Origin of the sequence: Alicyclobacillus vulcanalis (genome assembly GCF_900156755.1) — a bacterium.
GTDB lineage: Bacteria > Bacillota > Bacilli > Alicyclobacillales > Alicyclobacillaceae > Alicyclobacillus > Alicyclobacillus vulcanalis.
In genome coordinates, this window is the sequence record NZ_FTOO01000005.1 from 119934 (window position 1) to 146137 (window position 26204).

A 26204-nucleotide genomic window follows, 5' to 3' on the forward strand; every position below is an offset into this window, starting at 1 on the left:
TGAGCCCACGTGAAGCTCGTCATCGCGGTGGTTCAGGATAAAGACAGCAACAAGCTGGCTCAAAATCTCGTGAAAGAGGACATTCGCGCGACGAAGCTGGCGTCGACTGGCGGATTTCTGCACGCAGGCAACACGACCTTCCTGATTGGCGTCGAAGACCACCTGGTGGATCGGGTGATGCAAATTATCCAGCGCTCGTGCAAAGCGCGGGAGCAGGTCGTGGCGCCCATGTCGCCGATGGGGGCGAGCATGGAGTCGTACATCCCGTACCCGGTCAACGTGCAGGTCGGTGGCGCGACGGTGTTTGTGCTCGACATCGAGCGGTTTGAACAGTTTTGACGCGGGAAAGGCGGGTTGCGAGCTTGGCGGAGTGGGATGTGGCGAACCGCCCGGATGGCGCCGGCGAGTTGCCGGAGGCCGTGGTGCAGCGGCTTCGCGCGGGGGAGCTCTGGCATGCGCTGCTTTTGATTGGCGAGCGAACCCAGACGGTGAGGGCGGTCAGGTGGTTGGCCCAAGCCCTGCTCTGCAGCGCGCCAGCCGCGGAGGCGCCGTGCGGGCGGTGCCGAAGCTGCGCGCAGTTTGCGGCCGGATCGCACCCCGACTTTTGGACTTCGGGCGAAGAGGGGCTCAGGGCCGGCGATGTCGAGGCGCTTCAATCGTGGCTCGCGACGAAGGGCCACGGTGCGCGCAAGGTGTACGCGCTCCTGGGGGTGGACGAGATGACGCCCGTCGCCGCCAATCGCCTGCTGAAGACGCTGGAGGAACCGGCGCCAGAGACCTACGCGCTTCTCACCGCAACGAGCCGCCAGAAGGTGATCTCCACACTGCGGTCTCGCTCGTTTACCTGTCTCCTCTCTGCAGCACCTCCATTTACCTCCACAGATCCAGCGTCGATGTCGGTGGTGGGCCGCTTGTCGAGCGCGGAAGATCCTTCGTTTGCCGGGTTCATGGAACGGGTGATAGAATGGACGGAGACGTGGCTCCGAGGCGGCGCATCGCCGTGGGAGTTGGCCGCGTCTTGGCAATCCCTTGCGAAGGATATCCCCGCGGAAGACGGCCTGCTGCTCCTCGCCGAGTGGCTCCGCGAGCTCATGCGCGTTCGCGCGGGTGCTCAGGCGGACCGATTTGCGGCATGGCAGGAGGCCGCGAGGCGCATTGCTCCCATTCTCGAGGTGGAGCAGTACGCGGCGTGTGTCCAGGTGGTGATGGACGCGAGGCTTCGCCTTCAGTCGCACGTCGCTTTGCTGCTCAACCTTGAGCAGATGTGCGTCCGTTTGCGGGAGGTTACAACCTCATGGTGACGATAGTCGGCGTGCGCTTCAAACCCGCCGGGAAGATTTATTATTTCGATCCCGGCGATCTCCCGATAGAAAAAGGCGCGGACGTGATCGTCGAGACCACGCGCGGCATCGAGTGCGGGCGCGTGGTGGTCGGCCCCAAACAGGTGGGGGAAGAGGACGTCGTGTTGCCGCTGAAGGAGGTCATGCGGATCGCCACCGACGCGGACAAGGCGGTTGTGGAGGAGAATGTCCGGCGGGCGAAGCAGGCGATGGGCGTGTTTCGCGAAAAGGTGGCAAAGCATGGCCTGGAGATGAAGCTGGTGGACGCGGAGTACACGTTCGACCGGAACAAGCTCATCTTCTACTTCACGGCCGACGGGCGCGTCGATTTTCGCGAACTGGTGAAAGATTTGGCCAGCGTGTTCCGCGTGCGCATCGAGCTTCGGCAGATTGGCGTGCGCGACGAGGCGAAGATTCTGGGCGGTATCGGCCCGTGCGGAAGGCTTCTGTGTTGCTCCACCTGGATGGGCGAGTTCGATCCCGTCTCGATTCGCATGGCGAAGGACCAGAGCCTGTCGCTCAATCCGTCCAAGATCTCGGGCTTGTGCGGCCGCCTGATGTGTTGCTTGAAGTTCGAGAACGACGCATACCACGACCAGGATGCGATGGCGTAAAGAGGTTGGTGTCCAGACGTGGACAAACAATCGCTGTTTGTGCAGGTTGCGAATTTGGAGGCGCGCATCGGCGAGCTGTACGAGGAGCTCGGATCGCTGAAACACCAGATTCAGGAACTCATCGAGGAAAATCAGCGGCTGCAGCGGGAAAACGAACATTATCAGGCGCTGATGATGGGAAAGGGCCTGCCTGAGTCGGGCTCGGCGCAGGAGAACCTGCGCAGGATTTATCGAGAAGGATTTCACATCTGCAATGTCAAATATGGGAGCCTGCGCACAGACGGGGAATGTCTTTTTTGTCTGGCGTTCATCGAACGCGCTTGACGGCACGGGCCCGTTCGGCGCGCCTCAGGGGCGCGATCGAGCGGGCTCTTTTGATATCAAGAAGCGTGGAGGAGAAACGGGTGACCGATGAGCTGAAACGAGAGCGCGGGTGCCTGTACGTGTGCAGCACGCCCATCGGCAACCTGCGCGACGTGTCCCTGCGGCTCCTGGACGTGCTCCGGGATGCGGATGTCATCCTGTGTGAGGACACGCGCCAGACGCGAAAGCTGTTGGCGCGCTACGAGATCCCGGGCGGAGAGAGGCTGGTGAGCTTTCACGAGCACAACGAAGCTTCGCGCACCGCGTGGCTGGAGGCGCGCCTGCGCGAGGGCGCTCAGGTGGCGCTCGTGACGGACGCAGGCACGCCGCTCATCTCCGATCCCGGCGATTCCGCGGTGGCGGCGGCGATCCGAGCAGGCGTGCCGGTGGTGCCCGTTCCTGGCCCTAGCGCGTTTTTGGCGGCGCTCATGGCGAGTGGCTTGCCCGCCACGCCGTTTGTGTACCTCGGCTTTCCGCCGCGATCGCGCTCGGAGTTCGCGCGCTTTCTGGCGCCTTATCGCGGCTTGGCGGCCACGCTCGTGATGTACGAGTCGCCGCACCGCGTCCTGAACCTGGTGCGATGGCTCGCGGAGGAGCTGGGCGACAGGCAGGCGGTGGTGGCGAAAGAGATGACGAAACTCCACGAGGCGTTTTGGCGCGGGACGCTCACGGATCTCGCGCGCCGGCTCGAGGAGGAAGGGGCGCGGGGCGAGTACGTCGTCCTGATTGACAACCGAGGCGCGAAGCCGGAACAAGCGAACGACGGCGGCGAGGCGCGGTGGGACGAGGCCGTGCAGATGGTGGAGCGCCTGCTCGCGGAGGGCGTGTCGCACAAAGAGGCGGTCAAGCGGGCGAGCGAGGCATGCGGCGTGAAACGCCGGGACCTCTACAACGCGACGCTGAGCGAGGGGCGCTGACAGCGGCAGGACGAGGGGCCGCGGCAGGGTGCCCTCGATAGACGCGGGTCGGTGCGCGGGTGATGGGGCGCGGTCGGCAGGGCGCGGGCTATACAGCCGTGAGACGAAACAAGCCGCAGCGCAAAGATTCGCTTTGCCGCTGCGGCCTCACCTTTTCGACGATTTACGCGTGCTGCATCTCGGCGATGCAGGACGGGCAGATGTTCTTGCCCTTGAAGTGGATGATCTCGTCCGCCTGGCCGCAGAAGATGCAGGCCGGCTCGTACTTCTTGAGAATGATGCGATCTCCATCGACGTAGATCTCGAGCGCATCCTTCTCGCCGATGCCGAGCGTGCGGCGCAGCTCGATAGGAATCACGACGCGACCGAGTTCGTCCACCTTGCGGACAATACCTGTAGACTTCACTGTACCATCCCCGTTTCTTCACATTTTTCTATGTGGTGTCTTTTAGAAATATCCGCACGGCCAATCCGCGAGACAGCCCGCGCCTCTGCGCCCTGTCGCCGCTATCACGCCATGCAAATACTTCTATACTCTTACTATAATGGATGTGCGGAGTTTTGCAAGACCTTACAGTTCTGATCCGTGCTGTTCCACGATTCCGATTTCTAAAAATCCGCGAGATGATGCGGTTTTTGGCGGATAAAAAATTTTTTTGCGGACGCTGTTCCACATTTGCGTTTTGGAGCCTCATCGCGTAACATGAAGTGAACAAGTTCATCCTGCGCGGTGAAGGAAGGGTACCCAGTGTGGCGGTTCACAGCGAGCCGGGAGGGTGGGAGCCGGCAACAAAGCGCCTGGGGAGTATGATTCTGGAGCGCCGTTCGTCGAGCCTGGGACGGGATTGGGTGAGGCGGGCGCGGGAGTTCCCGTTATCGAACAGGTCGGGTCGCTATCCCGGCCGCAACGAGGCGCGGTGATTTCGCGCGAAGTTGGGTGGTACCACGAGCACTCCTCGTCCCAATGCGGGACGGGGTTTTTTTACGCTCGGCTCGCGCGCAAGCGTCGTCTTCCTTCGCGCGGCGGCGACTCAAACTTTATGCGGAGCTCGGTCGAGAAAGGGGACAGATCATGAAACCGACGTTCTACGTCACAACCCCCATCTACTACCCGAATGACAAGCTGCACATTGGCCACGCCTACACGACCGTGGCCGCCGACGCCATTGCCCGCTACAAGCGGCTGCGCGGTTACGACGTGTTCTTTCTCACGGGAACGGACGAACACGGCCTCAAGATTCAGCAGCGCGCCGAACAGGCCGGACTTCCGCCCAAGGCGTTTTTGGACCCCATCATCGCCTGGATCCAAGACCTGTGGCAGAAACTCGACATCTCCTACGACGACTTCATCCGCACCACGGAAGACCGCCACGAGCGCGTCGTCGAGCAAATCTTTGAGCGCCTCCTGCAGCAGGGCGACATTTACCTCTCGGAATACCAAGGCTGGTACTGCACGCCGTGCGAATCGTACTGGGCCGAGCGCGAGCTCGTCGACGGCAAGTGCCCGCAGTGCGGCCGGGAGGTGCAGTTCGTCCGCGAGGAGTCGTACTTCTTTCGCATGAGCAAATACGTCGATCGCCTGCTTCAGTACTACGAGGAAAACCCCGGTTTCATCGAGCCCGTCTCGCGCAAGACGGAGATGATCCGGAACTTCATCGAGCCGGGCCTCCAGGACCTGTGCGTCTCGCGCACCTCGTTCGACTGGGGCGTGCACGTGCCCTCCAATCCCAAGCACGTCGTCTACGTCTGGCTCGACGCGCTCGTCAACTACATCTCGGCCATCGGCTACCTGTCGGACGATCCCGCCCAGCGCGCCAAGTTCGACCGATACTGGCCCGCGGACGTGCACGTCGTCGGCAAGGATATCGTGCGCTTTCACGCCGTCTACTGGCCCATCATCCTGATGGCGCTCGGCCTGCCGTTGCCCAAGAAGGTGTTTGGTCACGGCTTCTTCCTGGTCAAGGGCGGCAAAATGTCGAAGTCGAAGGGCAACGTGATCGATCCGCTGACGCTCGTGAACCGCTACGGCCGCGATGCGTTCCGCTACTTCCTGCTGCGCGAAATTCCGTTTGGACAAGACGGCACGTTCACGCCGGAGGGCATGGTCGAGCGGCTCAATTACGATCTCGCCAACGACTTTGGCAACCTCGTCCACCGCACCGCCGCCATGCTCAATCGGTTCAACGACGGCGTCGTGCCCGCGCCCGGCGCGCTCACGGACGTCGATAGCGCCCTTCACCAGCTCGCAGCCGAGGTCAAGGCCAAGGTCGACGCGAGCATGGACGAGCTGCAGTTCTCCGTGGCGCTCGCCGAGCTCTGGAACCTGGTGCGCGCCGCCAACAAGTACATCGACGACTGCCAGCCGTGGAAACTGAACAAGGACGGCGATCGCGACCGCCTCGCCACGGTGTTGTACCATATGGTCGAAGCGATCCGCGTGTCGACCATCCTCGTGCAGCCGTTCATGACCGAGGCGCCGCAGGTGATTCGCGAACAATTCGGCTTCGGCGAGGACGCGTTCACGTGGGACAGCGCGCTGATGGGGCTTGGGCCAAGTGGCCAGCGAGTTCCCGAGCGGGAGCCTCTGTTCCCGAGACTCGACGTGGAAAAGGAGATTGAGATCTTGACGGAGATGACCACATCGGCCGGCGAGGCCAGGGCAGACCAAAAGGCAGAGAATCCGGCGGGCGCATCCGCAAAAGAGGCGACCACCGTCGTCCACAAGGACGAGATCGGCATCGATGTATTCGATCAAGTCGAGCTGCGCGTCGGGCAGGTCATGGCCTGCGAGAAGCACCCCAACGCCGACAAACTGCTTGTTCTCCAGGTCGATCTCGGCAGCGAGCAGCGCCAGATTGTCTCGGGCATCGCGAAGTACTATCAGCCGGACGAGCTCGTGGGCAAGAAAGTGGTGGTGGTCGCCAACCTCAAGCCCGTGAAGCTGCGCGGCCAGGCGTCGCTCGGGATGATCTTGTGCGCGTCCGAGGGCGATACGCTCTCCATTGTCACCGTGCCGGACAGCATGCCGAACGGAGCGATTGTCAAGTGAAGTTGTTCGACACGCACTGCCACCTCATGGACCGCCGGTTCGAGGAGGACCTCGAGGAGGTCCTCGCTCGCGCGCGGGCGGCGGGCGTGACACGCATCGTGGTGCCCGCGGTCGATCTCGACACGTCCCACCAGGTCATCCGCATCGCCGAAGCGCACGACGGCGTGTACGCGGCCGTCGGCATTCATCCCGAGGCGGCCGGCGAGGTGCCCGATGGCGCGTACGGCGAGATCGAGCGGATGGCCGCACACCCCAAGGTGGTGGCCATCGGCGAGATTGGCCTCGACTACTACTGGGACTCCGCGCCAAGGCCCGTGCAGCAACAGGTCATGGCGGCGCAGGTGGAGATCGCGAAGCGCGCAGGGCTGCCCATCATCGTGCACAATCGCGAGTCGACGGAGGACGTCCTCGATCTTTTGGCCAGGTTGCGCCCAGGCGACGCGGCGGGCGGCGTCATGCACTGCTTCAACGAGCGCGAGGACGTCATGCAGCGCGCGGTCGATCTCGGCATGTACATCTCCTTCGCCGGGCCCGTCACCTACAAAAAGTCGGACGATCTCCGTGCCGTCGCGGCGCGCGTGCCTGAAGACCGCCTGCTCATCGAGACGGACAGCCCCTACCTGTCGCCGCACCCCTTTCGCGGCAAGCGCAACGAGCCTGCGCGCGTGGCGCTCGTGGCCGAGGTGCTCGCTTCGGCCCGCGGCGTGACCATGGACGAGATCGCCCGCGTGACCTGGGAAAACGGGCACCGGCTCTTCAGGAAGGTGGAAGCATGACGGATACGCGACCGAAGCTGCGCGAGGTCGTGGTGGTCGAGGGGCTGCACGACAAGGCGCGCGTCGACGAGGCCGTGGACGCGGAGGTCCTGATTCTCGGCGGCGATCGCGTCAGCCGTCGCACGGTGGATCTGCTGCGCCGCGCGGTCCAGGCGCGCGGGGCCATCGTGCTGACGGACCCGGACGGCGCGGGCGAGCGCATTCGCCGTCGCTTGGACCAGCTTGTTCCAGGCCTCTTGCACGCGCACGTCCGGAAGTCGAAAGCCGCGTCGAGCCGCGGCGTGGGCATCGAGCACGCAAGTGCCGAGGACGTGCGGCAAGCGCTCATCGAAGCGCGCGGCGCCAAGCCCGGCCCTGTGGCGGATGGCTCGGAAGCTCCCGACGTCTTCACGTTGGACGATCTCGTCCGCCATCGTCTGGTCCACCATCCGGATGCGGCGAGCCGGCGAGAGCAGCTGGGCGAGTGGCTCTCCATCGGTTACGGGAACGCCAAGGCGTTTTTGCACAAGTTGAACGCATATGGGGTGACGCGCGAGGAGTTCGAGGCGGCCGTCAGGAGGTTGGACGGATGACAGCGGTGTCCGCCCGCGAGGTGAAGGAGCTTCTTCGCAGGCATGGCGTGATCGCAAAGAAGGGGTTGGGCCAGAACTTCCTCGTGGATGCGCGGGTGCTCGACGGCATCGTCCGGGCGGTTCAACCCGATGCGCGCACGGTGGTGCTCGAGGTCGGCCCTGGGCTCGGGGCCTTGACACGGGCCCTCGCGGCACAGGCCAAACGCGTGGTGGCGATTGAGAAGGACGAGAGTCTGCGTCCGGTGCTCGAGGACGTCCTAGCCCCGTGCGCAAACGTCCGCGTCTGTTATGCGGATTGTCTGAAGGTGCGTTTGGAGGCAGTGCTTGCACCGGATCTTGCCCCGGGCGACAGACTTGTGTTTGCGGCCAACCTGCCGTATTACGTGACGACGCCGATCTTGTTCCAGGTGCTCGAATCCGGTCTGCCGGTCTCGCGCGCTGTGGTGATGGTGCAGAAGGAAGTGGCGGACCGGATGGTGGCGCCACCGGGTGGCAAGGATTACGGCGTCCTGTCGGTGGGCGTGCAGTACCGTGGGGCGGTGGAGCGGTTGTTCAACGTCCCGCCGAGCGCCTTTCTGCCGCAGCCCGGCGTCGACTCGGCGGTCGTGCTCATCGACTGCGAGAAACGCCCGCCTTTGCGGGCGGCGGATGAAGCGACGTTTTTTCGCGTCGTCCGGGCGGCGTTTGGCACGCGGCGGAAGACACTCGAGAACGCACTGGCCGCAGGGCTCCACATGCCGAAAGAAGCCGTGCGCGACAAGATTGTCGCGGCCGGCATTGATCCTGGGGCGCGGGCGGAGCGGCTGTCCATTGCCGAATTCGTGCGGCTGGCGGATGAGATGGCGAAGTAGCTCGGGCGCGGTCTTCGCGTAGCTTGCGCACGCCGATCTGCGCCGCTTGACCTGCTCTACGATGTGCATAGGCGAAAAGAGGAGCCGAACGAGGCCGTTCAGCTCCGAACAGGGGATGGAGAGCCCTACGCCGTGAGAGGCACGGCCGTGGCAGGGGGAGGCCGCACCGGGCAGCGCCGGTACGGCCTGCGCGGTCACTGCTCCACGCCGACGGTCTCCTCGGTGTAGTAATAAATTTCGTCCACCGACTTGCCGCGGGCGCGCTGCAGGACGCCAAGGCGCGTCGCAAACTGCTTCTGGGCGTAGGCCACAAACTCGTCGGGATTCAGCCCGAACGGCACGTCCGTGATGCCAAGCTCCTCCGCGAGCTGCTGCGCCTCTTCGGTGTCGAGCTCGGCATTCAAATCCTGCACCACGCCAATGGCATGCGGGAGGAGCAGGTTGATGCGCCGGTTGACCACGTCCCAGATGTTGGCGTTCTCGCTGATCAGCCGCGACAGGAGGTACGTGCCGTACCCAATATGGCGCGACTCGTCCCGTTGGAGCAGCCGGATCGCCTGAATGAGGCCGGGCAGCTTGTTTTCCTTCTGCAGCGCGGTGTAGAACGCGTAGTAGCCCGTCTCCGCGAGCACGCCTTCGACGACCATGTTGTAGGTGACCGACGCTTCCGCCTGGGCCTCTGGCGACGGATCGTGCACCAACCGGCCCATGGCCTGCGGGAGATACTCATAAAAGATTTTGCGGTAGTGGTCTTTGTGGAACGTCGACAAGTCGGACGTTTCGCCCGCGACCTCGTCGAGGAAACGGCGGAAGACCTCCGTGTGTTTCGCCTCTTCGAACAGGAATGTGGTGAGGTACATCTCCTCTTCGAGGCGCCCCTCGCGCGCCACCGCCATGATGAGCGGCAGGAGGTCCAGTGTAACCGCTTCCTCGCCGGCCACGAACAGCGAGCACAGGCGCAGGATGACGCGCCGCTCGGCCTCATTCATGGCCTGCCAATCTTCCTTGTCCTTCGAGAAATCGATGTCCCGCGGATCCCAGGTCCCGAGTTTTTTCGCTTTGTGATAAAGCCGCATCGGCAAAATGCTGTGATTCAACCGCTTTTCGCTCGTCGTCTGAAAGACGCGCGGCATATCGGTCAGCGCCATGGATGTCGCCTCCAATGCACAGGTTCTGTCGTACACGTTACGGTGCTCGCGCCGAATGCACCATCCCCCGCTTGGCGGTGATTCGCCGAAGCTTCCCCCAGAAGGAAGGGGGGAGGCCCTACGGAAGCACGGATGCGCACAAATCCACCACCCGCGGGTCCGACACGAGCCGGAGGTGGTTGTATCCAGGGAGATCCGCAAGGTGTTGGCCTTCTTCGCACAATGCGTGTTCGGCCGGGACGAGGCCGTCGGACGGGCGGCGAAGGAGGCCGTGATACAGCGTCCCAATGAACAGTTCTCCCCCCACGCCCCAGCTCACGCCGCGCTGAATGGCCCGAACCGTATACAGCGGGATGTGGGCTGGCCAGGGATGGCGATTCACGAGTTCTCTCACGCGCCGCGGCGTGAGGCTGGAAAACGCGCGGCCCGCGCCCACCACGTAGCCAAACCAGAGAAAATCGCGCGCCATCGGCGCGCCTCCATGCGGCGTGCCGAGCGTGACCGCGGCCGCGACGTCGTCCGGGTGGAGGCTCACGTATCGCCGGAGGACGAGCCCGCCCATGCTGTGGGCGATCACGTCGAAGGGTCTCGTCAGCCCCCTCATCTTCTCGAAGAGCGCGAGCTTGTGCTCCAAGTAGCTGCACTGCCGCTCCACCGTGTCACACCCCGCGCCCCGGTGGAACTCGCCCGCCATATGCACGCGACCTTCCGGGAAATGGGCATCGTGGATCCGATCCGTCCCGTTCAGGTGCACCACGTACACGCGGTCAGAACCCCAGATTTCCGCGCAACGCCGGAGAAACGCGTCGGTCCAGCGATGCGCATTGCGAAGCCCATGTACCAAGACCAAGGGATGCGCCTTCGGCGTTCCCGCCTTGACAGATTCAGAAGATTGGAGCGATAGTGTCACTAGGAATCCCTCCTCTCTACACCATTGTCAAGATGTGTCGACGCGGGGCAACCCCTCGTTTCTCGGAGTCAATTACCCACGCCGCGGGGATAGGGTTTGGGGAGCGTTTGGCGTAGCATCATCTCAAACCCGGCGATAAGCATCTGGCGTGGCACGTCGAACGAGGGCCCCCGGCTTTCCAACGCTGCGTCAACGGGGGGTTGATGAACGTGGCGACCGCGAAAATCCAGGACGGCGGCGAAGCGCGGGATCCGCGCGACGCGCAGGACGCGAGTGGGCGCGAGCCGCAGCCCCATGTGTTCCAGTACGCCATCATACCGACGCGATGGCCGACGGCAGACCCGTCCCTTCTCTCGGAGTGGCGTGAAAACGTCTTCTTACAGCTGGGTTCAACAACGACGGGTGGTCCGAGTGAGGTTCGCGCTCCCGAAGGTACGCGTGAGGTCGCGGCGGAAAGGGGGTCGGCTCTTGCGGGCGCCGAGCCGGCGGGGCAGGAGGACGACGCGCTGACGTCGCGGGTCGACAGCCGAGATCGACAAGACGGCGAGGTGGACGTGGCGTCCCAGGGACAAGAGCGCCTCGCAGAGGATGCCCAAGACGCGGATGAAACCGCTTCACGGCGGCGAAGGCGGCGCCATGAGGCGCTGGACCTCAACGAGGTCATGGCGCTGGCGCAGGTGGCCGCGCCAGAGGCATCGAACCCAAGCGGCGAGCACGGTGGCCTGGATGAAGAGGGAAGTCCATCGGAAAGCGCTTCCCAGGTCGAGGTGCCGCCGGGCGCACTGACGCCGAGTCAGATTGTGCGCGGGGATCCGCTGCGCCTCCCCGACGAAGAGGAAGGCCGCAGGCGCGTGAAGCCGCGCGTCCACAACCGGGGGGAAGGGGTGATGGCAGTGGATCCAGAGACGGTGTCGGTGACACAAGCGTCGCAGCCGGGAAAGCGGCCGGCGGGCGTGGTGGTGGACGTAGAAGCCACAGAGGCGGTGCCACCGGCCCCTGCCAGTAAGGGCTTCCGGCGCTGGCGCCGAACGCGGCCGTTCTGGGCGGGGCTTCTCTCGATGCTCGGCGGTGCCGCGGTGGCGGCGGGACCCGCGAGCCTGCTGCACGTGGTGGCCTTCACGGAGACGAGCGTGCCTCTGGGCGCCGCGGTGGGCGTTTTGATCTTCATCATGGGCTTGCTGGAATGGTTTTTCCCGTTTTACTCCGTACTCACCGGGGCCATCACGGTTGTGTTAGCGCTCATTTCGCTGATCTCGTCTTCGTTCGGCGGGTTGTTTATCGGCATGATGCTGAGCCTTATCGGTGGTGCAATGGCGGTGGCGTGGCGCCCGGCAACAGCCAAAGCGAGCAAGAAGTCGAAGAAAGCCAAGGCGCCGAATCTTCCGAATACGCCATCCGCTTCTGCATAATCCGAGGCGACACAACGCCTCGGTAAGCGATTTCAAAAGGAGGGGTTCTCATGTATCCAGAGATGGCGATGCCCGTGGAAGGGCGCACGAATTGGAAGGTGTTTGCCGGCGTGATGGCAGGCGGCGTGGCCGGGATCGGCGCGCTGACAGGAATGCTCATGAACGGGGTGGTGTCCGCTGCAGTGAACCTGCCTGTGCCCTTTACAGTTCAGGCTTCGAGCATCAACGGCCAGTCGTTCAGCCTGGCGCCGGGTCAGGTTCCGAATCAGCAGCAGGGCGCGGCTCAGATTCAGATGAACGGAACCCTCCAGAACATGCAGATCACGAAGACCGTCAACACGCCGCTTGGCACGTTCCAAATCAGCATCAGCGCAGGCAGCGGCCAAACGCCGGTGCAGGCGACGGGCATGACGGTGTATGCGTCGAGCCTGGGCGGCGACACGAGCTTCCCGAACGGGCTCACGATGGACGCCTCGACGGGCAGCATGTCCGCGAGCCAGCTCAACATGAACAACGCGACGCTGAACGTTCCGTACCTGAGCACGCAGAGCATCACGCTGCCGGGCATGTCGCTTTCCATCCAACCGGTGTCGTCGAGCTCCGGTTCGTCGAGCTCCACGTCAAACGGAACCTGATACAGGGCGAGGTGCGGCGGATGGTTTCGCGTCCGCCGCACTTGGATCGGCGGAGGGGGGGTTGGCATGTTGTGGCGGCACCGTTTTATCACCTCGCGGCGTGACAGGAGGATGGGCCGCGCGGCGGGTCTCGCGGCGTTGGCCGCCGCCTCCGCCCTGACGCTCATGCCGGCGCCTGTGCCGCGCGCTGGCACGATTTTGCCAGGTCGCGTGCCTTTTACGCTCAAGGCATCGGAGATCATCGCGCAAAACGCGGTCATCAGCATTCTGAACGAATCGATGTCCTTTTCCTCGGCGTCCATTCAGGGCATGAGCATCACGTATTCGTCCGGCGGGCACACGTTCACCATCGCGGTCAACGGGACCTCGTCCGCGGGACCGACCGTCATCAAGACGTCGCTGTTCAGCACCTTGAAGGATGACATCGGCTCTCTGTTCCACGTGCAGTCGCCGAGCGTGGCCGTGGTCCTGGCGGACGCGCTGATTTCAAAGCCCATACCGACGCTGGTGTTGACCAACGTGAATTTGACCATCGACACGTCGATGCAGGCGCAGTCCCTGCAAATGCCGGGCATGCAGATGTCGGTGAACTGACTTCGGCGCCTGTGGGGCGCGATGGGCAAAGGAGTGAGTCGCGTGGCTTCACAGGCACCGTTTGTGCTGACCGCCCATCGCATCGTGGCCGAGCAGGCGCGAATGAATGTGCTTGGCAACACGCTCACGTTTCGCGCGGCCGCGATCGACGGGATGTGTATCACCCGGGCCGGGGACGGCTTGACCTTGCGCATTCGTTCCGATGGGCGCGCCACGGTGGGCGAGACGAAAATTCAGGCGACGGTTCTGCGCAATCTCGCAAGTATCGGGAGTTTTCGCAGCAAGCGGGACGTGCTCGTGCTGCTGGCGGGCGGTTCTATCCCGAAGCTGGAGCTGTCGCGCGTGGAACTCGTGATCGACGGTTACCTCGTCACGTCCTACGCTGAGATTCCCGGCATGCGCCTGGAAGTCGTGTGACGTTTGCCTGGGCCCCGTCGCCTGCACTCGCGGCGGACGCGCGCAGTCGGCGCGAGGCGTGGGGCGGCGGAGAGCCAGGGCGACATGGCGTCCACTTTCCTCCGGTGGCGATCCTCTGGGAAACGCTCTCCTATTTCTTGTTTCCCCGTGCGAATTCCCCTATAATGACGCTAACACCCCAGATGATGTGCGGAGGTATGCGTTCGCCCGCCATTGCCACATCGAGGTCATGAACGGGTCGAAGGGCGGCGTATGATCCGGATGAGCGTTCGGATCGAAGATCACGATAGATTGCGGCGTTCGCCAGCCCAAAGGGGGATGCACGATGAGTCGTCCGTCGCCGCTACCGTCACCCAGCGAACCTTTGCCGAAGAAGGTGGTGCAAGGGGTTCTGCAGACGCTTCAGGCGCAGGAAGCCGAGTGTCGCATGAACTGGAGCCTGCGCATGGCACGGCTGGATATCCCCGAAGTCACCCAACCTGTTTTGACACACCTTTTTCAGTTTCTTCTGAGAAATATTGAAAGCGCTCTCAATGACGAAGAGGCGCTCGTCCGGGCGTTTCAGGCGGAGGTCATGCGGGCGCAGCCGAGCGTGATGGCCTCCGATGTGCTGGTCGTGGTGGGCTTTGTCGAGGAGCTGCTCATCTCCATGGCGTGGCGAATGGCCGAGCCGGCACACGTGGAGCCGTTCATCCGCTTCGCACATCGGCTGTGTTTTGACCTCGCGCGCGAGGCGCTGTCGGAAGGCTACTTTCCGGCCAAGCTGGCGGCCCGGACGCAATTCATGTGCGATGCGCCCCTCGTGAACTGGCTGAATGTCCTGAGCGCGGAGTGCGACTGGAAGTGGTTCGCACTGGTGCGCACGCGTCCGCAGGTGAATGTCGAGGAATCCGCGCTTTACGTGCCGGAGACGCGCATGTGGACCGCAGAGGCGCCGCATCCCGAGCGGACGGAGCAGGTCCGCCGGGCTCTCGCCGAGGGTTCCCCCTTTGTCGCCGCGGTGGGGGACAACCTGTACGCAGTGGCCGCGGCGCGCCAAGACCCGCTCACCGTGCGCCGGTTCCGGCAGACCGCGCAGTGGATCCACAACGCACTGCAGCTCGCCGTCTACGTGCGCGGCGGACACGGCAGCGGGCGGGCCGAACTGCTCGAGGTGCTGCTCGAGTTTGACGACATTCTCGCGACCGCCTCGGACATGAACGAGCTTCTGACGGCCGTGGTCGAGCACGTCTGTCGGCGCGGCGGGTTCCGGCGCAGCGCGCTGTTTCTCTACAACCCCATCACGCAGACGGTCGAGGGCGTTCACGGGTACAACGTCAACGTCGAAGAGATCATGCGCATCCGACAGACGGACCGGGACATCCCGTCGCTCGCCCAGTTTGTGCAGATTGCCAAGCCGGTCTTTCTCAAGGACGTCGCCAACATCCTTCCCCAGCCGTACGTCAACAAGTTTCATCTGTCCTCGCTGCTCGTCTGTCCGCTCATTGATCAACGGCGCATGCTCGGCATCATGCTGCTCGATCACGGCGGGAAGTCGTTCACCCCGGACAACACGACCATCCGCATGGTGGAGGCGATGCTCGCCCGCGCGAGCCGGATGATCGTGACGCAGATGTACCGCCAGGCCGGCGCGGGTCCCATCACGCCGCTCACCACGCTGACGAAGCGGGAGCGGGAAATTTTGCAGCTGATTGCTGACGGCGTCGACACGAAGGAGATCGGCAAGGCGCTGCACATCAGCGATTACACGGTGACGGAGCACGTGAGTTCCATCCTCCGAAAGCTCGGCGCGAAAAACCGGACCGAAGCGGTGGCCAAGGCGATGCGCGAGCGCATCATTCACTGAAGGTCGCGCGTGTGGGGCGGACGAAGGCTCTGCCTCGTGACGCGGGCCTCCCCGCGGGAGGCCCTGCCCGTGCGCGCATCCTGCCGCCCGGGCCATCCGCTCAGACCAGCACCTCGCGGCGCGGCTTCGCCTGTGCGTCGGGCGATCCGATGGGCGTGCCTGAGGCCGGAACGGCCCGCTCCCTACCCCATGCGCGAATCGCCTCGATTTGCTCGGGGCTCGTCTTCGACAGGGGCACGATGTTGGCAAAGCTGCGTTTGAACAGTTCGTCGGTGACGGCGTGATCGCCCTTGAGAATGGCCTCTTTCACGACCTCGCGCACCGCCGCTTCGATATCGGCGCCGGCGAAGCCGTCGGAAAGCGACACCAGCTCGCTCATCAGGGCGTCCGAAAGGCTCCTCTTCAGGCCACGCTGCACGTAAATCTGGATGATCTCCCAGCGCTCTTCGGGGCTCGGCAAGTCGACAAAGAACAACTCGTCAAATCGCCCGCGCCGCAGCAGTTCGGGCGGGAGTTTCGACACGTCGTTGGCGGTCGCCACCACAAACACCCGCGAGCGCGCCTCCTGAAGCCAATAGAGGAAATGGCCCACCAGGCGCGTGGACGTTCCCCCGTCGCTTGCGCCTTGTGCGGCGCCCGCCAGGCCTTTTTCGATCTCGTCGATCCACAGAACGCAGGGCGAGACGTGATCGGCCGTGGCCAGCGCGTCCTTGAGCCGCGCCTCACTCTGGCCCAGGTATTGGCCGTGGATGTTGGCGAGGTCCAATCGGTAGAGCGGCAGATTCCACTGTGCGGCGATAGCCTTGGCCGACAGGGACTTGCCGCAGCCCGGAACGCCCACCAGGAGGATGCCGCGCGGTGGCCGGATGCCGCGATCGCGCAGGTCCGCGGTCAAGAGCGGCCGTTCGCGGTCCAACCATCGCTTGAGCCCAGAAAGCCCGCCGACATGGAGATCTTGGCCCTGCACGTGGACGCGCTCGATGCCGGAGATGTCGGCGAAAATCCGGTCCTTGGCGTGCGCGACTTCGTTCAAATCGTCTTTGGTGATCCGGCCTTTGGCGAGCAGCGTGGCGATCACGTTTTCGGCTTCCATCTGCGTGATGCCCGCTAAGATGGCCGCGGCGCGGCGCTCGTCCTGTTCATCCCACTCGTTTGGAATCTGGGACCGATACGGAGCGAGGTTCTCGCGGATGATCTGGAGCATCTCGTCCTCGTTGGGCGGATCGAGGATGAGCGACATGCCGAGCCTCTGCAGCTGCGGCCAGATGGACTTGGTCGTGATCGCGATGATGGCGCCGTTGTTTTCAGCGGCGAGCATCACGGCGTCCTGGAAGTGGCGCGCAATTTGCGTGTCGTCTTCGATGTCTGGGACTTCGGTGAAGACGACGGTGAGATTTTGACGCTGCATGAATTGCTGCGTCGCGAAGTCGAGCGCACCGATCACCGACCGCTCGTCGCTGACGGCGCGGTTTTGCGCGAGGTCCCGCATCCCTTTGGACAGCGTGTGAACGTACACAGGGATGCCGATGGACTGCGCGACGTCGCGCAGGATGTCGAGGGCGCGGCCGCGTTCCACCGTGCGGATGGAGATGAACGGGATGCGAGCTTTCAGGTAGCGGACGAGTGTATCGCGAAACTGTGCGCTATGACTCATGGTAAAATCACCCTTCTCTTTGGCGACGGGATCGAATCCTGCGGGGCCGTCGATGTCTCCGCATGGCCAGCCGGCGCTGGCGGAGGTGCCTCGCGGTAACGCGTCATGGATAGGTCTTTGATGAGGCGGGCGAGTTCGCCGGTTCGGTCCTCACACGCGGTCTGCAGCAACGACGCCTCTGCGCTTTCGGCAAACTGGTCGATGGCCTGGACCAACGCCTCTTGAACCTCATGGGGAAGGGCGGGCAGCGTGGCGACGCGCCACAGGAAATGGAGCCGCTTCTTCGCGCCGATGAGGAACAGTCCGAGCGATTCGAGGTTGGCAAACCCTGCTCGCTGCTCCCGCAGAAATTGATCGGAGATGCGCTTAAGTTCATGGCCCAGGTAGTCTCCGATGCGCGCCGTCAGCCGCTCCGCGACGCCTCGCTCCCAGGCGATGGAGCCGCGCCGCATCTGTTCCAGGAGCTCGTCTTCACGGCGTCCGAGCGCCAGCTGCTCGAGGCAGGCGCTCCACTCCGCGTACGTGGTTGGAGGTTTTCCCGTCATTTCTTCTTCACCCGGTTCAGGAGACTGTGGGGCGGCAGCAAGTCCCACGCCGGCAGGGCGGCCGCGTAGCTCGAATCCGGTGTCTCCGCAGCTTTCGCCGTCGGCGCGTGGGCTTCTGGTGGCGACGTTGGTTTGGGCGTATTCCCCATATCAGGCGACCTCCCTTACGACGTCAGAACGAGTCGATGCGGGTCGAATCCGCTGTAGACGAAGTCCTCGGAGGACAGGGATGCAAGGAACTCCGTCACGCGTTCGGCCTGGGCGTCGGCGGCCTCGTACGCGCGGCGGTATTCGACGACGTCCGCGAGAACGGCTCGCAGCGCGTGTTCGTATTCGGCTCTCGCTTTTTCAATGTTTTGGAGCAGCTGTTTTCTGCGCTGCCTTCGCCCCACGAACCGCAGCAGAAACAGGAGCAAAAACGCTCCCCCGCCGATCGCGGCCAACAAGCCGGCGTCGGCGGAACTGGCGAGCCCGCCGCCTCCTAAGACGAGCAGCGTCCAGTCCCAGAATTTTGGGCGGTTTTGACGCAGTTGCTGAGCCAAGACCTCGTCCAAGTGGCGGTGAATGGATTGGATGAGCTCCTCTTCATTGGTGCCGTCCGTGGTCTGGCCCTTCCAATTTTTGATTTGGATGTCCACGGTCCGCGGGCACTTCGCGCGATAGCTCGCCGTCAGATTCGCGTGAGCTTGCTTGGCCCATTCGCGCGAAAGCGCGATGGAAAACCGCCGCGTCGCTAACGAGGCGTGCGACGATTGAGGATGGAAGGAGGCCTGCGTCAACAGCTCGCCGAAATGGACGGTCTTCTGAAACGAAGCCTCTTCTTGTTGGAGCCGGGCCGTCGCGCCATCCACGTCCCCGTTGCAGTCGATAATGAGCTGAAGGTGACGTTCTTGACGCCTCAGCGGGCGTTCTTCCTCGTCGAAATGGGACACCAGCTTTTCGAGCAGTGCATCGACCTGCTCGACGAGCGTCGGAGCGGCCTCGACGGGGCCTTCAAACAGCTGTTGGTAAGTCGAGAGTATCTCCTCGTGCACCCGTGCTTGCGAGAGCACCGCCTGCAGTTCGGGCCACGTAGGGCTGTAGCGCGCAAGATACGGAAAGGTATCGGTTTGCACCTGCCGGACGTACGACTGAAAGGCGGCCGTCCAGTCTGCCTGCTGTTGACGAACGAATCCAGGCTGTTCAGCCAAAATCTCGAGCCACTCCTGAAACACCGTTTGGCTGCGCGTGCGGGCGTCCACGCCGAACGCGCCGTTCGTGACGGCGTCGACGAGGACGACGGCTTCGCGCTCAAGGGCGGTGGGGCTCTGAAGCGAGAAGTAGTGTTCAAGCCACGCCGTGCTGGCTTGGTATCGTCCTGCTCTGCGGCAGACCAAGGCGAAAAACAGACAGGTCTTGCTGGCGTGGCGCCGCAGCGCTTCCGCGACGGCCCGGTTCGCGAGCTGAGGGTCGTCGTGGATCCACGCGGCGAGGGCGACCAAGGCCGGCGCAAGCCAGTAGCGCGGCGCCGACAGCATCAGCTCTTCCGAGGCGGTCTTCATGGTTTCGCGGCGAACGAGCTGCACGTCTGCCGCCTGCAGGATGCCGAGCGCGTGGCGGCGGACTTGATCGTAATGCCCGTACTCCTTTTCAATCTGCTGGCGGACCTTGACAATGCGGGTCTCCGCCAGCTGAAGTTGATTCATTCTCCGATCTTCGTCCACGTAGGCCGCGAACGCGCCGATCAGTTGTTGCAGCTCACTGCGGGTGAGTTCCACCTCTTGCTCCACCGCGCTCAGCTGTTGGGACATCGCCATAGCGTGTTGTTGCAATCTTGCCAAACCAGATTGGCTTGACTGATGACGCGCTGATCCGACACGTTCGGTCACCTCTTTACGACGGCCACATCTCCAGTCTTCAACACCGCTCGCATCACATCGGTATACACCTCAACAAACGCGTACTGCGGATGCAGAGCGAGCGTGCGGGCGGCCTCCAGGGAATCGGGAAGGGGTTCAAAGGTCTTGTAGTGCTGAATGATGCGTCCGACTCGGTCCAGGGTGTGGACCTCGTAAGGGGCTCCCAAATAACACTTTGCGACGATGCCCAAGGGCAAATGGGCCAATTCGACGTCGGGCAGCTCGGCCTGAATCTTCTGGATGAGCGAGTCAACCAGTTCTTCGTGCCGCACGCCAGGCCCCATGTCCAGCTGGCTCATCGCTTCGACGTAGGCCTGTGAACGCCTTCCATCGAGCCGGGTGAGCGCGTTGAGAGCCCGAGGTGCGCTCTGCTGCACCTGATGTTGCAGGCGATGATGAGCCCGTGGCTCTTCTCCCCCCAGAATGACGCGTGGCATGGGCAGCCGCCTCCTTTCTTCTAAAAAATGCTTCTCCGTTCCGACATAGAATCCTGCATTTTGACACGTTTATCCTTTCGGCTTCGATCCTCGAGGGCGATGCCGACTGAGCAAACACCGGAGGAAAGGGGGGTAAGATTCCAAATTCTCTGGGGGATTTCCGCCGAGATTTATGCTACAATCCACTCATCTGTTATATATCAGATGTCCCGAATTCCATCTGTTCTACTCGGTGCCTCGGCGCCGCAGGGGTTCAGGGACGAGACTCAGGGGGAGTGGAATGTGAGTTTGGCGCGCACTGGTGTTGTGGACATGGTGTTCCGCCTCCGCTTCGGCGCAAAAGCCTCCGTCGGCGAGGTGCACGGCGCCATCGTGGGTGCGGGCGGCGAGGTGGTCGCCATGGAGACCCGTTTCGTGGACGGGGACGAAGTGATTCGCGACGTCAGGGTGTCGGTGGAGCAGGAGGAGGGCGTGCCCATCCTCCAGGACGCCATCCGGCAGATTCCGGGCGTGACGCTGGTGGAGACGTTCGATCGCGTCTTTGTCGCCCACATGGGCGGCAAGATTGCCACGCATCTCAAGGTGCCTGTCGTGGACCGGGCTGATCTCAGCGTGGTCTACACGCCTGGGGTGGCCCGGGTGTGTGAGGCCATTCGCGACAGGCCGGACCGCGCGTTCGAGTTCACCATCCGGAAAAACACCGTGGCTGTGGTTAGCGACGGGTCCGCGGTTCTCGGCCTCGGCAACATCGGCCCGGAGGCGGCGCTGCCCGTCATGGAGGGCAAAGCCATGCTGTTCAAGCGCCTGGCGGACGTCGACGCGTTCCCCATCTGCTTGGCGACGCAGGATGTGGACGAGATCGTCGAGACGGTGGTGCGGTTGGCGCCTTCGTTCGGCGGCATCAACCTCGAAGATATCTCGTCGCCGCGCTGTTTTGAGATTGAGGAGCGGTTGAGGCAGCGGCTCTCCATCCCGGTCTTCCACGACGATCAGCACGGAACCGCCGTGGTCATGATGGCGGGCCTCTTGAACGCCCTGAAAATCGTGGGCAAGCGCATGGAGGACTTGTCGGTCGTGGTGGCCGGCGTGGGCGCGGCCGGCGTGGCCTGCACCAAGATGCTGTTGGCTGCGGGGGTCCGGCACATCGTCGGGCTGGATCGCACGGGGATCCTGGAGCGCGGGCGCGCGTACGACAATCCGGTGAAGCGATGGTACGCCGAAAACACCAACTTGGAAAACCGGAAGGGAACCATCGACGACGCCATCCGCGGCGCGGACGTGTTCATCGGCGTGTCGGGTCCGGGCCTTTTGACGCCGCATCACCTGAAGCAGATGGCGAGAGACCCGATTGTCTTCGCGATGGCGAATCCCATCCCCGAGATCCTGCCGGAGGTGGCGCACGGCCACGTCCGCGTCATGGCGACGGGGCGATCCGACTATCCCAACCAAATTAACAACGTGCTCTGTTTTCCTGGGCTGTTTCGCGGCGCGCTCGATGTGCGGGCTCGAACCATCACCGAGGAGATGAAAATGGCGGCGGCGGAAGCTATCGCGGCCTGTGTGCCAGAAAGCCAGCTGTCGGAAGCGTACATCATCCCGAGCCCGTTCGACCCCAATGTCGTCCCCGCCGTCAGCGCGGCCGTGCAGCGCGCCGCCCTTCGCGCCGGCGTTGCATCGCTTCACGCCAACGTGCCGATCGACGACGAACCCGTCTACACGGAGCTGTAATTGGATGCGCGGACCCGGAATTCTGGGGAAGGGAACCCCCACTTCCCCGGATTCCTCGGGATGGGTAAGCGCTTCCGTGGCGATACAATGTCATCAACACGCGGACGGGATGCCGAGGCGCATGCGCCTCGTCCCCCACATGCATGCAAAATTCTGAGGAGGCGAAGAAGATGTCAGCCACCCCGTCGACCAAGGAGATTTTCGATCTGATCAACCAGGCGCTGTCCGCCGATCCGTCGCGCACAGGAGGCCTCGAAGCCGTGTACCAGTTCAACATCACCGGCGAGGATCCGGGCACCTACCAGCTCGTCCTGAAGCCCGATCAGGCCTATGCCGTGGAGGGCGAGCAGGAGGTCGCCAACTGCACCCTGGAGATGGACTCCAACGATTTCAAGGACATGCTGCAAGGCAACCTCAACGGCACGGCGGCGTTCATGAGCGGCAAGCTCCGCGTCGAGGGCGATCTCGGCCTCGCCATGCAGCTTGAGACGGTGCTCAGCGCCTACACCGCGGCCAACAACTGACCTGCCGATCTGCGCACAGACGCTGAGGCGCCGGGCCGCGTGTCTCGAGACGCGCGAACCCGGCGCTTGTCTCCAGAACTATGTGGAAGGGCGAGATGAGCGATGAACCTCGTTCAGCTTCTCGAGGAGAATCAGCGCCAGTTTGGAACGTACGAGTCCCTGGTGTACGAGGGCCGCGTCTACACCAACGTGGAGCTCGCCAAGATGTCCTCGCAACTGGCCCATCACATGCAGGCGCTCGGCGTTCGCCCAGGGGACACCGTGATGGTCACCATGCCGAATCGGCCGGAGGTGGTCATCGCGTTTTACGCCATTGCCAAGGCAGGAGCCGTCTCTGTGCCTGTGATGCCGCTGTTGCAGGCCGCTGAGGTCCGGTACATCGTCGAGGATGCCAGCCCCAAGCTCATCCTGACGTGCGAGGTCCTCAAACCCAAGATTCAACAGGCCATCAAGGACCTCGACGCACCGCCTGTCGTGCGATCCGTGGACGATGCCGGCCAAGAGTCGTTTGAGACGCTCCTCTCGCACTATCCAGAGAACCGCCCGGACGTCGCGATCGACGACCATCAGCCTGCGGTCATCCTGTACACAAGTGGAACGACGGGCAAGCCGAAGGGCGTGGTGCTCACGCACGAGAATCTCTGTGCCAACGCGCGCGCGGCGGCGGATCTCGCCGGCGAATACGTCCTCAAGGTGGAAAAGCGCGTGGGGCTCGGCATTCTTCCCCTCTCGCACGCGTTTGGCTTCACCATGATGAACACGGCGCTTTGCCTCGGCGAACTCGACGTCCTGTTGCCGTATTTCGATCCCGTCCTCGTCTTTCAGGCGATCGAGCGCTACCGGGTGACCCATTTCACCGCGGTGCCCACCATGTTCCATGCGCTCCTTCACCATCCCGATGCGGACAAATACGACCTTTCCTCCCTGTCGGTCTGCATCTCGGGTTCCGCCGCGCTTCCTGAACCCGTGCGCAGGGCGTTTGAAGAAAAGTTCCATTGCCTCGTGTTCCAGGGCTACGGGCTGTCCGAGGCTGCACCCGTCGTCACCGCGCCGCGCTTTGACAAGCCGGCCAAGCCGGGATCGGTCGGGCTTCCCCTGCCAGGCGTGGAGGTGGCGGTGCTCGACGAGGAGGGCCGTCCTCTGCCGCCGGGCGAGATCGGCGAGTTGGCCGTGAAGGGCCCGAATGTATCGCCAGGTTATCACAACCTGCCCGAGGAGACGGAGAAGGCGTTTCGCAACGGGTGGCTGTTGACCGGTGACATGGCGCGCATCGACGAAGAGGGCTACGTGTACATCGTCGATCGCAAGAAGGACGTGATCATCCGCGGTGGCTTCAACATCTACCCGAGCGATCTGGAGGAGCTGATGAGTCAGCACCCGGCGGTGGCCGAAGTGGCCGTGGTCGGCGCGCCGTCCGAGCGCATGGGGGAGGAAGTCGTGGCCTTTGTCGTGCGCAAGAAGGGCGCCGAGGTGAGCGAGGAGGAGCTCATCGCCTACTGCCAGGAGCACCTCGCGAAGTACAAGACGCCGCGCGTGGTCCAGTTTGTCTCCTATCTTCCGAAGAATCTGATTGGAAAGGTGGACAAAAAGAAGCTGCGGGAGATGGCCAAATCCATTCAGCTGGTCTGAAACCTGGGAGGGAATTGTATGATTTCGTTTCTTCCAACCGATGACGAGCGGGCGTTTGTCGAAGTCGCCAGCTCGTTTGCGCGCGAGGTGTTGCGCGAAGCCGCGCGCGACGCGGAGAAGGCGCGCACGCCGTCGGACGACGTGATTTCGCAGGCGCACGAGCTCGGGCTCGTCTCTATCGAGATTCCCGAATCGCTGGCCGGGGCCGAACTGCCGCTCGTCTCACAGGTCCAGGTGCTGGAGGCGCTGGCCTTTGGCGATCTCGGCATCGTTCAGGGGCTGCCTGGTCTCTGCGACAGCGCCTCGGTGATGCGCGTCCTGCCAGATCCGGCGCGGCTCGAGCTCGCGGACGGCGCCGCGCAGCGCGTGCCCTGGATCCATCTCGCGCCGAGCGAGGTCGCCGTCGTCGTGGAGCGGGGCGGCTTCCGTTTGGAAGGCACGGCTTATCCACGCCGATCCGTCCTTGGGGCGGATCAGATGGTGGCGAGCTTCGTGGCGCCGGGCGGAGAGGCGATTCTCGCGTATCTGGACCGGACCGTGGCGGATTGGGCGGAGGACGCGGGCGATGTGCGCCTTGGACTCCTCGCAGCGCACATCGGTCGGGTGCGGTTCGACGGGCTGGTCGTCCGGCCGGAGGACGTGCTGTTGCGCGGCGATGAGGCCGAGCAGGTCATTCGAACGGCGCTGACGCGGCTCGCGGTGCGCGAAGCGGCCAAGTGCGTGGGTGTGATGCGCGCGGCCCTCGAGTACACGGTGGAGTACACCAGCCAGCGAAAGGCGTTTGGCCAGGAGATTCCGAAGTTTCAGGGCGTCTCTTTCACCGTCGCGGACATGGCCATCGAGACGGAGGCCGCGCGCAACCTCGTCTGGCAAGCGGCGCACGCCGTGGACAGCCGGGGGGCGGGGGCCGCGCGCGAAGCGGCCCGAGCGCTCGCTTATGCCCTGCGCAGCGCCCGCTTCGTGACCAACCAGGGCGTGCAGATGCTCGGCGGCGCCGGGTACCTCCAGGAGTACCCCGTCGAGAAGTGGATGCGCGACGTGCAGGCGCAAGCCATCCTCTACGGCCGCGAACTCGAGTGGTTCGAGCGCGCCGGCCTGCGCGCCCTTGGCCTGGAGGAGAAGGAGGGTGTGTTGGTGTGATTGACTTCGATCTCAGCCCGCAACAAAAACAGGTCCGCGACATGGTGCACTGGTTTGCGGAGCACGAGATGCGCCCCATCTCCCTCCTCGCGGACAAGGAGGAAAACGTCCCCGAGGACTGGCTGCGCAAGGTCAATCGGATGGGCATCTCGCTCAGCATGTCCAACTTCGGCGGCGACAGCAAAAAGAAGGACGACACCAAGCCCAAGGAGCCGCGCGAGCGCCAGTCGAACCGCCTCGGCGTCATCGCGGCGGAGGAGCTGGCGTGGGGCGATCCGGCCATCGCACTCTCCCTTCCCGGCCCCGGCCTTGGCGGGCCGCCCGTTCAGTCGACCGGCACGCCCGAGCAAAAGGAACGGTTTCTCGGTATCTTCACCAAGGACGAACCCCGCTGGGGCGCCTACGCCTTGACGGAGCCAGGCGCCGGATCCGACGTCTCCGGCATTCGCACCTCCGCCAAGAAGGTCGACGGCGGCTATGTGCTGAACGGCCACAAGGTCTACATCACCAACGGCGGGCGCGCCTCGTGGGTCGTGGCCTTCGCCACGGTCGATCCGTCGCTCGGCCGCGCTGGTCACCGCGCCTTCGTCGTCGAGAAGGGGACGCCGGGCTTCACCTGCACCCGGGTGGCGCACAAGATGGGGCTTCGCGCATCCGAAACCGCGGAACTCGTCTTCGAGGACTGCTTCGTGCCCATCGATAACCTGCTTGGCGGCGAGGCGCACTACGAGAATCGCGCCGGATCGTCCGGCTTCCGCGTCGCGATGTCGACGTTTGACAGCACCCGGCCCATCGTGGCGGCGATGGCCGTCGGCATTGCGCGCGCCGCGTACGAGTACACGCTCGACTTTGTGAAGAAGGAGTATCCACGCGGCAGGCTGCAGGCGGACGTCCTGGCGAAGCTCGGCGAAATGGACGCGAAGATTCACGCGGCACGGCTCCTGACGTGGGAGGCCGCTTGGAAGGCCGATCTCGGCCAGCCCAACGCCAAGGAAGCCGCGATGTGCAAGGCGCACGCGGGTCGCATCTCGCTCGAGGTGTGTGCGGATTGCCTGGAGATCATGGGACCCATCGGGCTCGACGGCCACCTCGTGGAAAAACTGTACCGCGATGTCAAGGTCTTCGACATCTTCGAAGGCACCAACCAGATTCAGCACCTGATCGTCGCGCGCCGGCTGTACGAGCCGCACGGCCTGCGCCTGTGAGGA

Annotated in this window: 25 protein-coding genes and 1 pseudogene; 19 read left to right on the forward strand and 7 right to left on the reverse strand. The window is 63.8% G+C overall.

Annotated elements, in window-relative coordinates; translation table 11 throughout:
* Positions 1-9 precede the first annotated feature (9 nt).
* From BW934_RS07415 to rsmI, 5 genes and pseudogenes are all read left to right on the forward strand, one after another.
* Complete coding sequence (locus tag BW934_RS07415) at positions 10-339, forward strand: cyclic-di-AMP receptor (protein ID WP_008337998.1); 330 nt, start codon at positions 10-12, stop codon at positions 337-339.
* Positions 340-362: 23 nt separating this feature from the next.
* Positions 363-1301 (forward strand): DNA polymerase III subunit, encoded by a 939-nt coding sequence (locus BW934_RS07420; RefSeq protein ID WP_076346648.1) that lies wholly within the window; start codon positions 363-365, stop codon positions 1299-1301.
* Positions 1295-1930: pseudogene (locus BW934_RS07425) on the forward strand (PSP1 domain-containing protein); the annotation flags it as partial. The gene BW934_RS07420 and the pseudogene BW934_RS07425, both read left to right, overlap by 7 nt.
* Positions 1931-1972: 42 nt before the next feature.
* On the forward strand, positions 1973-2278 hold the full coding sequence (locus tag BW934_RS07430; RefSeq protein WP_076346652.1) for an initiation-control protein YabA: 306 nt from the start codon (positions 1973-1975) through the stop codon (positions 2276-2278).
* A gap of 80 nt (positions 2279-2358) precedes the next feature.
* Positions 2359-3234 (forward strand): 16S rRNA (cytidine(1402)-2'-O)-methyltransferase, encoded by an 876-nt coding sequence (rsmI, locus tag BW934_RS07435; RefSeq protein ID WP_076346654.1) that lies wholly within the window; start codon positions 2359-2361, stop codon positions 3232-3234.
* Positions 3235-3397: 163 nt separating this feature from the next.
* Here the strand turns inward: rsmI and BW934_RS07440 are convergent, their stop codons facing one another.
* Entirely contained in the window at positions 3398-3640 is a 243-nt protein-coding gene (locus tag BW934_RS07440) for an AbrB/MazE/SpoVT family DNA-binding domain-containing protein (protein ID WP_012809578.1), read from the reverse strand.
* A gap of 666 nt (positions 3641-4306) precedes the next feature.
* Here BW934_RS07440 and metG point away from each other — a divergent pair.
* The 4 genes from metG to rsmA are packed head-to-tail and all read left to right on the forward strand — an operon-like array spanning position 4307 to position 8482.
* Entirely contained in the window at positions 4307-6283 is a 1977-nt protein-coding gene (gene metG / locus BW934_RS07445) for a methionine--tRNA ligase (RefSeq protein WP_076346656.1), read from the forward strand.
* Entirely contained in the window at positions 6280-7059 is a 780-nt protein-coding gene (locus BW934_RS07450; protein WP_076346658.1) for a TatD family hydrolase, read from the forward strand. The genes metG and BW934_RS07450 overlap by 4 nt, the downstream gene beginning before the upstream one ends.
* Positions 7056-7631: a ribonuclease M5 gene (gene rnmV / locus BW934_RS07455; RefSeq protein WP_076346660.1), complete on the forward strand. Its 576-nt coding sequence runs from the start codon at positions 7056-7058 to the stop codon at positions 7629-7631. The genes BW934_RS07450 and rnmV overlap by 4 nt, the downstream gene beginning before the upstream one ends.
* Positions 7628-8482 (forward strand): 16S rRNA (adenine(1518)-N(6)/adenine(1519)-N(6))-dimethyltransferase RsmA, encoded by an 855-nt coding sequence (gene rsmA, locus BW934_RS07460; RefSeq protein WP_076346662.1) that lies wholly within the window; start codon positions 7628-7630, stop codon positions 8480-8482. The genes rnmV and rsmA overlap by 4 nt, the downstream gene beginning before the upstream one ends.
* A gap of 194 nt (positions 8483-8676) precedes the next feature.
* Here rsmA and BW934_RS07465 read toward each other — a convergent pair whose 3' ends face one another.
* Together BW934_RS07465 and BW934_RS07470 are read right to left on the reverse strand one after the other, a co-directional pair.
* Complete coding sequence (locus BW934_RS07465) at positions 8677-9630, reverse strand: R2-like ligand-binding oxidase (RefSeq protein ID WP_076346664.1); 954 nt, start codon at positions 9628-9630, stop codon at positions 8677-8679.
* Positions 9631-9748: 118 nt separating this feature from the next.
* Complete coding sequence (locus BW934_RS07470) at positions 9749-10540, reverse strand: esterase/lipase family protein (RefSeq protein ID WP_076346666.1); 792 nt, start codon at positions 10538-10540, stop codon at positions 9749-9751.
* 203 nt (positions 10541-10743) lie between these two features.
* Here BW934_RS07470 and BW934_RS14790 point away from each other — a divergent pair, with 203 nt between their 5' ends.
* The 5 genes from BW934_RS14790 to BW934_RS07495 all read left to right on the forward strand — a co-directional run bounded on the left by BW934_RS14790 (position 10744) and on the right by BW934_RS07495 (position 15441).
* The gene (locus BW934_RS14790) at positions 10744-11949 is read left to right on the forward strand and encodes a DUF6114 domain-containing protein (protein WP_407639955.1); all 1206 of its coding nucleotides are present in this window, start codon (positions 10744-10746) and stop codon (positions 11947-11949) included.
* A gap of 50 nt (positions 11950-11999) precedes the next feature.
* Positions 12000-12584 (forward strand): DUF6230 family protein, encoded by a 585-nt coding sequence (locus tag BW934_RS07480; protein WP_076346668.1) that lies wholly within the window; start codon positions 12000-12002, stop codon positions 12582-12584.
* 66 nt (positions 12585-12650) lie between these two features.
* Positions 12651-13178, forward strand: coding sequence for a hypothetical protein (locus tag BW934_RS07485; protein ID WP_076346670.1), 528 nt, complete (start codon positions 12651-12653; stop codon positions 13176-13178).
* A gap of 42 nt (positions 13179-13220) precedes the next feature.
* A complete protein-coding gene (locus BW934_RS07490; protein WP_076346672.1) occupies positions 13221-13595 on the forward strand; it encodes a hypothetical protein in 375 nt (124 codons plus the stop codon).
* Positions 13596-13920: 325 nt separating this feature from the next.
* Entirely contained in the window at positions 13921-15441 is a 1521-nt protein-coding gene (locus BW934_RS07495; protein ID WP_076346674.1) for a LuxR C-terminal-related transcriptional regulator, read from the forward strand.
* Positions 15442-15541: 100 nt separating this feature from the next.
* On the opposite strand, the gene BW934_RS07500 is transcribed toward BW934_RS07495, so the two are convergent.
* The 4 genes from BW934_RS07500 to BW934_RS07515 all read right to left on the reverse strand — a co-directional run bounded on the left by BW934_RS07500 (position 15542) and on the right by BW934_RS07515 (position 19975).
* The gene (locus BW934_RS07500) at positions 15542-17095 is read right to left on the reverse strand and encodes an AAA family ATPase (protein ID WP_076346676.1); all 1554 of its coding nucleotides are present in this window, start codon (positions 17093-17095) and stop codon (positions 15542-15544) included.
* Positions 17092-17640, reverse strand: a complete 549-nt coding sequence (locus tag BW934_RS07505) for a hypothetical protein (protein WP_076346678.1) — start codon at positions 17638-17640, stop codon at positions 17092-17094. The genes BW934_RS07500 and BW934_RS07505 overlap by 4 nt, the downstream gene beginning before the upstream one ends.
* Positions 17641-17804: 164 nt before the next feature.
* Positions 17805-19451, reverse strand: coding sequence for a hypothetical protein (locus BW934_RS07510; protein ID WP_143232574.1), 1647 nt, complete (start codon positions 19449-19451; stop codon positions 17805-17807).
* A 53-nt stretch (positions 19452-19504) separates the two neighbouring features.
* The gene (locus BW934_RS07515) at positions 19505-19975 is read right to left on the reverse strand and encodes a hypothetical protein (protein ID WP_076346682.1); all 471 of its coding nucleotides are present in this window, start codon (positions 19973-19975) and stop codon (positions 19505-19507) included.
* 282 nt (positions 19976-20257) lie between these two features.
* On the opposite strand from BW934_RS07515, the gene BW934_RS07520 reads away from it, so the two are divergent.
* The 5 genes from BW934_RS07520 (at position 20258) to BW934_RS07540 (ending at position 26201) form a co-directional block, all read left to right on the forward strand.
* A complete protein-coding gene (locus tag BW934_RS07520; protein ID WP_407639956.1) occupies positions 20258-21703 on the forward strand; it encodes an NAD-dependent malic enzyme in 1446 nt (481 codons plus the stop codon).
* Positions 21704-21873: 170 nt separating this feature from the next.
* Positions 21874-22227 carry an SCP2 sterol-binding domain-containing protein gene (locus BW934_RS07525; protein ID WP_076346684.1) on the forward strand — a complete coding sequence of 118 codons (354 nt, stop codon included), beginning with the start codon at positions 21874-21876 and terminating at the stop codon, positions 22225-22227.
* A 102-nt stretch (positions 22228-22329) separates the two neighbouring features.
* Positions 22330-23856, forward strand: coding sequence for a long-chain-fatty-acid--CoA ligase (locus BW934_RS07530; protein WP_076346686.1), 1527 nt, complete (start codon positions 22330-22332; stop codon positions 23854-23856).
* Positions 23857-23874: 18 nt separating this feature from the next.
* A complete protein-coding gene (locus BW934_RS07535; protein ID WP_076346688.1) occupies positions 23875-24996 on the forward strand; it encodes an acyl-CoA dehydrogenase family protein in 1122 nt (373 codons plus the stop codon).
* Positions 24993-26201: an acyl-CoA dehydrogenase family protein gene (locus BW934_RS07540; RefSeq protein ID WP_076346690.1), complete on the forward strand. Its 1209-nt coding sequence runs from the start codon at positions 24993-24995 to the stop codon at positions 26199-26201. The genes BW934_RS07535 and BW934_RS07540 overlap by 4 nt, the downstream gene beginning before the upstream one ends.
* Positions 26202-26204 lie beyond the last annotated feature (3 nt).

Bases quoted from the DNA above. Each gene is read 5' to 3' on its own strand.
- rnmV (WP_076346660.1), top strand. From the start codon at position 7,056: ATGACGGATACGCGACCGAAGCTGCGCGAGGTCGTGGTGGTCGAGGGG.
- BW934_RS07535 (WP_076346688.1), top strand. From the start codon at position 23,875: ATGATTTCGTTTCTTCCAACCGATGACGAGCGGGCGTTTGTCGAAGTC.
- BW934_RS07530 (WP_076346686.1), top strand. From the start codon at position 22,330: ATGAACCTCGTTCAGCTTCTCGAGGAGAATCAGCGCCAGTTTGGAACG.
- BW934_RS07480 (WP_076346668.1), top strand. From the start codon at position 12,000: ATGTATCCAGAGATGGCGATGCCCGTGGAAGGGCGCACGAATTGGAAG.
- metG (WP_076346656.1), top strand. From the start codon at position 4,307: ATGAAACCGACGTTCTACGTCACAACCCCCATCTACTACCCGAATGAC.
- BW934_RS07515 (WP_076346682.1), bottom strand. From the start codon at position 19,975: ATGCCACGCGTCATTCTGGGGGGAGAAGAGCCACGGGCTCATCATCGC.
- BW934_RS07525 (WP_076346684.1), top strand. From the start codon at position 21,874: ATGTCAGCCACCCCGTCGACCAAGGAGATTTTCGATCTGATCAACCAG.
- rsmA (WP_076346662.1), top strand. From the start codon at position 7,628: ATGACAGCGGTGTCCGCCCGCGAGGTGAAGGAGCTTCTTCGCAGGCAT.
- BW934_RS07505 (WP_076346678.1), bottom strand. From the start codon at position 17,640: ATGACGGGAAAACCTCCAACCACGTACGCGGAGTGGAGCGCCTGCCTC.
- BW934_RS07500 (WP_076346676.1), bottom strand. From the start codon at position 17,095: ATGAGTCATAGCGCACAGTTTCGCGATACACTCGTCCGCTACCTGAAA.
- BW934_RS07495 (WP_076346674.1), top strand. From the start codon at position 13,921: ATGAGTCGTCCGTCGCCGCTACCGTCACCCAGCGAACCTTTGCCGAAG.
- BW934_RS07465 (WP_076346664.1), bottom strand. From the start codon at position 9,630: ATGGCGCTGACCGATATGCCGCGCGTCTTTCAGACGACGAGCGAAAAG.
- BW934_RS07485 (WP_076346670.1), top strand. From the start codon at position 12,651: ATGTTGTGGCGGCACCGTTTTATCACCTCGCGGCGTGACAGGAGGATG.
- BW934_RS14790 (WP_407639955.1), top strand. From the start codon at position 10,744: ATGAACGTGGCGACCGCGAAAATCCAGGACGGCGGCGAAGCGCGGGAT.